Source organism: Amycolatopsis sp. NPDC059657, from assembly GCF_042734395.1.
Lineage (GTDB): Bacteria > Actinomycetota > Actinomycetes > Mycobacteriales > Pseudonocardiaceae > Amycolatopsis.
This window is the reverse complement of record NZ_JBHWEB010000225.1, coordinates 1-7,054: the sequence shown is the minus strand read 5'-3', so window position 1 is coordinate 7,054 and position 7,054 is coordinate 1. Positions and strand designations below refer to the sequence as shown.

The window sequence follows — 7,054 nt, the reverse complement described above, 5'->3', positions numbered from 1 at the left end:
GACCGGTTCTAACCGGTCATACCACTCACGACCCCTTCCAGAAGAGATCACCCGATAGTGACTCCTCAGTCCGCCTTCCGAGGGCGACGGCCCTGTCTAGGTTGAGATCGTGGAATACATCGTGACGTCGATTCCCTTCCTGCTGGCCTTCGCGCTCTGTTTCGCCGCCGAGCGGCGCAGGCTGGTCAACGGCGTGCTGTTGCTGATCGGCTTGTTGCTGCTGACTTTCGGCCTGCTGGATGTGCTGTCACGGCTTCCCGGCGGCCACGACCTGGTGGCGACGCTGGTCCCCGCCGTCTTCATGCTCACCTTGTTCGGCGCACTGCCCGCGTTCCTGCTGGCCAACGGCATGCTGATGTTCCGCCGCGAGGGCAGGCGGCTCGGCAATCTGCTGTCACTGCTGGCCGGGCTCGCCATTCCCGTGTGCATGATGGCGACATTGGCGGTCGGCAAGCAGCTCGTGCCCGGCTGGGTGGCGAAGGTGATCACCACGGCCGGGATCGTCGTCGGCTACCTGAGCCTGGCGTTCGTCACGTATCTGCTGTACTCGGTCGTCTACGTCCACGTACGACGCCGGTCCACAGTGGACTACATCGTGGTGCACGGCTCACGCCTGATCCGTTCGAAGGTCCCGCCACTGCTCGCCAGCCGCCTGGACCGGGCTCGCCGGATCTTCGACGAGCAGACCGCGAACGGCACCAGCCCGATGATCATCACCTCGGGCGGGCAAGGCGGTGACGAGGAACTGCCCGAAGCGAGGGCGATGGCGGATTACCTGATCGAAGCCGGTGTCCCGGCGGATCACATCCTGCTGGAGGACCGCTCCACCACTACGCGCGAGAACCTGATCTTCAGCAAGGAGATCATGACCGCGCGCGACCCGCGGTACCGTTCCGTGCTGGTGACGAACAACTTCCACGCGTTCCGCACCGCGCTGCTCGCCCGTGAGATCAAGCTGAACGGCGAGGTGGTCGGCTCACGGACGGCCTGGTACTACATCCCCAGCGCGTCGATCCGCGAGTTCGCCGCCATCCTGCGCGACCACTGGATCTTCAACGCCGTGGTCGTGGCCGCACTGGTGCTGGCCTACCTGCTCTGGCCCAGTCGTTGAAGATGACGGTGAAGCGGTTACGGCCCGCGAAGATCTCCCGCAGGATGAGCAGAAAGCGGGCCCCGATTTCCGGGGCCCGCTTCGTGGTCACGCTCGTCACGGAGCCCAGTAGTTCCCCGACATCACGATGTAGACGAGCATCTTGATGGTCTCGCCGTAGTAGCCGTCACCCTGCGGGTTGGTCGCGAGGAAGTTCCAGTGCGCGTCGGTCCACGCCTGATCGCCCGCGACCATCGCGGCCACACCGACCGGGTTGCTGGCGCACTCGCACTGGTCGCTCGTGTCGTAGGGGGTGCCGTCGAGCTTGGTGTGCGGGTAGATCTTCGCCGGGTTGCCACCCGAGTGGCTCTTGTAGCTGGCCGACTCCTTCTTGGCGATGTTCAGCGCCACCGAACCGCCGTACACCAGCGCGTCGGTGCCCATGTGCCACGGGACGCGCACGGAGTTGTAGCCGACGATGTTGTCCGGCTGGTCCTCCTGGTAGTCCGCGGGCGCGGGCCTCGGGCTGCTGCCGTCGGCGCCGATGACGAAGTCGGAGAGCAGGCCGGCGGTCGGCGAGTACTTCGTGGTGAACGCGGTGATGATCGCCTCGGTGCGGGTGACCACCTTGTTCCAGTCGTGCGCGGTGTCGTACTTCGCGAACGCGCGCAGGTGGTCGAGCATGAAGTCGGAAGGCCGGGTGTCGTTGCTGGGGCCGTCGTCGGCGGTCCGGAGGTGGCCGTCGGAGGTGACGTCGGCCTTGTAGAGCTTGTCCAGCCAGTCCTTGGCCGCGGCGGTGTAGCCGCCCCACTGCTTGTCGGCGAGTATCAGGCCGTAGCCGACGTCGAGGTCGCCGTCGGTGGCGGAGTCGGGGGTGCCGTCGTCGGCGTACTTACAAGAGCTGCCGTCGAGCTTCCACTGCATCATGCCCTTGCCGGTGCGGTGGCTCTGCACGACCTTCCACAGGCCGTCGAACTCGGCCTTGGCGTTCGTGTCGTACCCGGCCATCAGCGGCACGATGTTCATCCCGTAGCCCTGCGCCTCGGACACGGTGCCCCGGTTGGGCGCGGTGTCGGAGTCGACGGCGACCAGGTAGCCGCCACAGGCGGCACGCAGGTACTTCGACTTCCAGGAGTCGTACTGCTTCTTGACCGCGGCGTCGCGCGTCGACTCGCTCGCCGACGGCAGGACACCGGTCTGATAGGTGACATGGGCGGGGAACGGGTGACTCTCCCCGGTGGCGGACGCGGGCGTCCCAGCGGAAAGAGCCATCGGCACCATCAGAAAGGCAGCCGCGGCACAAGCGGCTCTCCGACGTGAATGCATAGCGGGACTCCTTGTTAGTAAAGATTCCTAACGAGGCGGCGGTTGAGGAAACTTTCGTGGCCCGTCAGCCGAATGTCAAGCAAACCAGGAACAGGACAATCGGGCCTTATCGGACCGCGTCCGGCGGCCGCGAAGTGGGCCTCTACCAGCGGGTTGCCCGGACATCGTGCCTGCATGCCACGATAAAGAAGAATCGGCACGGTGTTTTGATACGCCTCGGCGGCGGGAGCCGCAAAGCAGCTCACGCTATTTCAGGCGCCACGCTTACACTGAATTCGGCACTCGTCATTACCAGGAATTCACGCGTGCTTTAGCGCCAGGACGGCAGCCACAACTCCGCCTGCCAACGCTCGCCGGTGATGGCGTCGGCGTTCAGGATCGGCCACAGCCATGCGAAGTTCGCGACGACGAGCCCGACGTAGAGCGCGACGACGAGCAGGCCGGTGCCGCGGCGTTCGAAGCCGCGCCGCGCGCTGCCCAGGATCTGGCCGAGTATCGGCGCCAGGCCGAGTATGAGGAACGGCGCCATCGGGGTGGCGTAGAAGAAGTACATCTGGCGGTCGAGGTTGAGGAACCACGGCAGCAGCCCGGCGAGATAACCGGTCAGCACCGCGGCATACCGCCAGTCCATTGTGAACAGTGCGCGCCACAGGCCCCAGCCGAGCATCGGCAGCGCGAGCCACCACAGCGCGGGCGTGCCGATCAGCATGGTCGCGCGCACGCAGTCCCGGTCGCCGCACCCGGTGACATTCGAACCGGATTCGTAGTGGTACAGCATCGGCCGCAGGCCCATCGGCCACGTCCACGGCTTCGACTCGTACGCGTGCGGATTGTCCTTCGGTGTCAGCAGATGCGCGTGGAAGTCCAGCACGCTGGCGGTGTACGCGCCCAGCGAGCGCAAGGCCGCCGGGACCCAGCCCCAGAAACCGGGGTCGAGGTTCTTGATCTCGGCCAGATTGCGGTCGGTCGCCGTCTCACTGGCGAACCAGGCCGCGTAGTCGCCGAGGTAGACGAGGAACGGGATCGCGACGATCGCCCACAGCGCGGGCGCCACGTCGCGCACGACCGTGCCGAGCCACGGACGCTCGACACCGGCTGCGCGCCGGGCTGCGACGTCGAAGAACACGCAGAGCAGACCGAACGCGACCATGTAGTAGAGACCGGACCATTTCACGGCGAACGCCAGCCCGAGCATCACCCCGGTCCCGAAGCGCCACCACCGGAAACCGAGCCGTGGCCCGAACTTCGACTCGTCGGCCCAACCTTCGCGGACTGCGACGGCGAGGCGTTCGCGGACCTGGTCGCGATCGCGCAAGACGCAGCCGAACGCCGCGAGCACGAACAACGCGATGAAGATGTCGAGCATCCCCATCCTGGCCTGCAGATGCAGCACCCCGTCACAGACCACGAGCACACCGGCGATCGCGCCGAGCAGAGTCGACCGGGTCAGGCGCCGCGCGATCCGCACGGTCAGTAACACGATCAGCACACCGGCGATGGCCGCGGAAAGCCGCCAGCCCCAACTGTTGTAGCCGACCAGCCACTCCCCCACCGCGATCAGCTGCTTCGCCAGCGGCGGGTGGACGACCAGCTCGTACCCGTAGTTGTCCTCGTAACCGCCGTTGCGCAGCATCTGCCACGCCTGGGGCACGTAATGCTTTTCGTCGAAGACCGGAGTGCCTTGACTGGTCGGGAAACCCAGGTTCTGCAGGCGCAGGATTCCGCCGACGAGCGTGATGAGCCCGGTGATCACCCAGCCGCGCAGCCGGTCGTCCGGCATGGGCTTACCCAGCAGCGTGACTTCACGATCGGACGGCGGCTCCGTCAGCGGCACCTGAATGAGCTGATCCTCCTCGTCGAGGGCATCAAGATCATCGACACCCTACCGTGTTCGTTCGGGCGGCACCGCGTGGTCAGGCGGGCATGATCCCGGCGGCTCGCCGTCCGCTCGGCTAGCTTGGGTCAGGTGTCCACACCGATCCATCTCCGCCGCACCGGCTTCGATCCGGCTCCCGAACTACGGGAACTGGCGGGCGAACCCGGAATGCCGCTCATCATGTCGCAGTTCGGACCGGCGCGGCTGGCCGTCCGGCATGCCGACGTGCGTGCCGTTTTGAGTGACACCACCGCGTTCAGCAACAAGGCGGAGCGGCGGCTGAACCTCGAAGAGGCCAGGGCGGGCGGCGATGAGTCCTTTGAGGACGCACCCGGTTTCCTGCTCGGCCTCGATCCGCCGGAGCACACCGTGCTGCGCCGGATGCTGACACCCGAGTTCACGGTCCGCCGGATGAAGCGCGTCGAGCCGCGGGTCCACGAGATCGTCACCGACCTGCTGGACGCGGTGGAAAAGTCGGGGCCGCCAGCCGAACTGGTCGCCGATTTCGCGTTGCCGGTGCCGTCTCTGGTCATCTGCGAGCTGCTGGGCGTGCCGTACGAGGACGCGGGCTGGTTCCAGAGCCGCTCGACCGGTCAGCTCGACCTCGCGCTGACACTCGACGAGCGCGCCCGCAACGGCCGTGAGCTCGGTGAGTACATCGGAGAGCTCGTCGACCGGCAACGCGCCGACCCCGGCGACAACCTGATCGGCATGCTGCTGCGCGAACACGAGGTCAGCAGGGAAGAGGTCATCGGTGTCGCGAGCCTGCTGCTGATCGCTGGCCACGAAACCACGGCGAACATGCTCAGCCTGGGCACGCTGATCCTGCTGCGCAACCCGGATCAGCTGGCGCTACTGCGCGACGACCCGTCCGCCGTCGACGCCGCGATCGAGGAACTGCTGCGGTACCTGACGGTCGCGCATTCCACGATCGCGCGTGACGTGCTGGTCGACGTCAAGGTCGGCGACCAGCAGCTGCACGCGGGCGAAGTCGTGCTGTGCTCGCTCACGCTGGCCAACCGCGAGCTGTCGGACACGTTCGACATCACGCGCGCGCCGAGCCCGCATGCCGCGTTCGGGCACGGCGCGCATCACTGTCTCGGCGCGCCCTTGGCCAGGATGGAGCTGCGGATCGCGTTTCCCGCGCTGCTGCGGCGATTCCCCGGGTTGCGGCTCGCCGTGCCCGACGGCGAGATCGTGTTCGCCGACAACACCCCCGTGCACGGCATCAAGACACTGCCGGTGACGTGGTGAAGACTGTCAGATGGCGCCGACGAGATAGCCGTAGGCGACGGCGTGCGCGCGGTTGCGCAGCGAATGCCGCGTCATGATGTCCTGGAGGATCTTCTTGATCGTCCGCTCCGAGTAGCGCAGCTGCCCGGCGATGTGCAGCGTGCCGTGCCCTTCCGCGAGCATCCGGAGCACCTCGACCTCACGCGGTGTCAGTCCGCCCGCTTCGAGGCCGTGCACCGTGAACATGGTCGCCTGCAACGCGCGGGACTCGTTCACCAGCCAGCGCGTGATGGTCTCCGGCATCACCGACCGCCCGGCATGACTGGCCAGCACCGCACGGACAATGAGCTGGGGGGTCGTCACTTCCCTGGCCAGAATGCTGACCACACCACAGCTCAACGCCTGCGCCAGATGCCGTTCCCGCACCGGCCCGGACACGAGGACCACACACTGGCCCGGGTTTTCGGCGTTCGCGGCGAGCTTTTCCAGCGCGTCCAGCAGAATGTCGTCCAGCGAGGCCGTCACGACCACCATGACGTCCGCGCGGCAATGCTCTTCGGCCGGCACGATGTCGATGTCGGAGGAAGCACGGATCCGTTCGAGGAGATTGCCGGAAAAGAACTGGTCGTGGACGACCACACCCACCCTGATTTCCACGCCTCACTCCTATCTGGCCGCTTCGTGTTCGACGCGAAGCAAGCCGTCGCTGCACCAATCGTGGGCCCACAACGCCATCTCGAGCGCGATGTCGGCGATGTCGTCATCCCAGAATTCCGCGAGCAACTCGGCCGAACCATCCAGCGTCGTACCTTGCATCAGCGCCAGCCACAACGCGACGGGACGGCCTTCGTAAGTGAAATAGCCGCCGGAAGCCAGTGAAAGGATTTCGAGCCTGCCTCGGCCATCAAAATGGATCGCGAGGTCACAGGCCGGTTTGATTCTCATGCGAGTACCTCGCTGTCGCCAACCCGACGGCCCGGTGCCGCTCGGCCCTGCCCGAGCGGCACCGAGCCGCGACCTACCACTTACCGCAGGCCGCCCTGTTCTGCCCGCTGCCCCAATAGGAGCCACTGCAGACAAAATTGGGATCGTCACCCGAATACGTGAAACTGAGCAGCAACCTGCCCGGATTCACGTTCGCCACCCAGATCTCCACCTTGGCGCCGGCCGGCGCGTGGATGGGCTGGGTGACCTCCACCTTTTTCGGGTGGTTGTACGCCTCCTGCGTGCCGTTGTATTTGAAATACACGTTCACGCCGAAGTCGCCCTTGTTGTACAGGACGTATCCATGGTCGGCCGCCGAAGCGGCCTGGGGCACCGCCGTCGCCACGGCGAGACCGAAGACGACGGCGGCCACGAGCTTGCAGACTTTCGACACATCCACTCCAGACGTTCGGGGTGTGGCGTGCTCGAACACGCTGGCCACAGCCTGCCCCGGCGCCGTCTACAGCCGATCAACATCCTGTTGACACGGGGTCGTGAGTGGTACGGCCGGTTCTAACCGGTCTAAACACTCACGACCCAAGCCT

General features: G+C 66.1%; 7 protein-coding genes. 2 read left to right on the top strand and 5 right to left on the bottom strand.

Features of this window, described 5'->3' with window-relative positions; all coding sequences use genetic code 11:
- Positions 1-109: 109 nt before the first annotated feature.
- Entirely contained in the window at positions 110-1,111 is a 1,002-nt protein-coding gene (locus ACFV15_RS47400) for a YdcF family protein (protein ID WP_378360016.1), read from the top strand.
- 96 nt (positions 1,112-1,207) lie between these two features.
- Here ACFV15_RS47400 and ACFV15_RS47395 read toward each other — a convergent pair whose 3' ends face one another.
- Complete coding sequence (locus ACFV15_RS47395) at positions 1,208-2,362, bottom strand: glycosyl hydrolase family 8 (RefSeq protein WP_378360015.1); 1,155 nt, start codon at positions 2,360-2,362, stop codon at positions 1,208-1,210.
- A 364-nt stretch (positions 2,363-2,726) separates the two neighbouring features.
- Positions 2,727-4,250 (bottom strand): dolichyl-phosphate-mannose--protein mannosyltransferase, encoded by a 1,524-nt coding sequence (locus ACFV15_RS47390; RefSeq protein ID WP_378360013.1) that lies wholly within the window; start codon positions 4,248-4,250, stop codon positions 2,727-2,729.
- A gap of 132 nt (positions 4,251-4,382) precedes the next feature.
- Between ACFV15_RS47390 and ACFV15_RS47385 the strand changes: the two genes are divergently transcribed.
- Positions 4,383-5,546, top strand: coding sequence for a cytochrome P450 (locus ACFV15_RS47385; protein WP_378360011.1), 1,164 nt, complete (start codon positions 4,383-4,385; stop codon positions 5,544-5,546).
- 6 nt (positions 5,547-5,552) lie between these two features.
- Here the strand turns inward: ACFV15_RS47385 and ACFV15_RS47380 are convergent, their stop codons facing one another.
- From ACFV15_RS47380 to ACFV15_RS47370, 3 genes are all read right to left on the bottom strand, one after another.
- The gene (locus tag ACFV15_RS47380) at positions 5,553-6,182 is read right to left on the bottom strand and encodes a LuxR C-terminal-related transcriptional regulator (protein ID WP_378360009.1); all 630 of its coding nucleotides are present in this window, start codon (positions 6,180-6,182) and stop codon (positions 5,553-5,555) included.
- A gap of 9 nt (positions 6,183-6,191) precedes the next feature.
- Positions 6,192-6,470 (bottom strand): hypothetical protein, encoded by a 279-nt coding sequence (locus ACFV15_RS47375; protein WP_378360008.1) that lies wholly within the window; start codon positions 6,468-6,470, stop codon positions 6,192-6,194.
- A gap of 73 nt (positions 6,471-6,543) precedes the next feature.
- Positions 6,544-6,882, bottom strand: a complete 339-nt coding sequence (locus tag ACFV15_RS47370) for a hypothetical protein (RefSeq protein WP_378360006.1) — start codon at positions 6,880-6,882, stop codon at positions 6,544-6,546.
- Positions 6,883-7,054: the final 172 nt, after the last annotated feature.

Coding starts and splice junctions, on each gene's coding strand:
- ACFV15_RS47395 (WP_378360015.1), bottom strand. CDS start 2,362: ATGGCTCTTTCCGCTGGGACGCCCGCGTCCGCCACCGGGGAGAGTCAC.
- ACFV15_RS47375 (WP_378360008.1), bottom strand. CDS start 6,470: ATGAGAATCAAACCGGCCTGTGACCTCGCGATCCATTTTGATGGCCGA.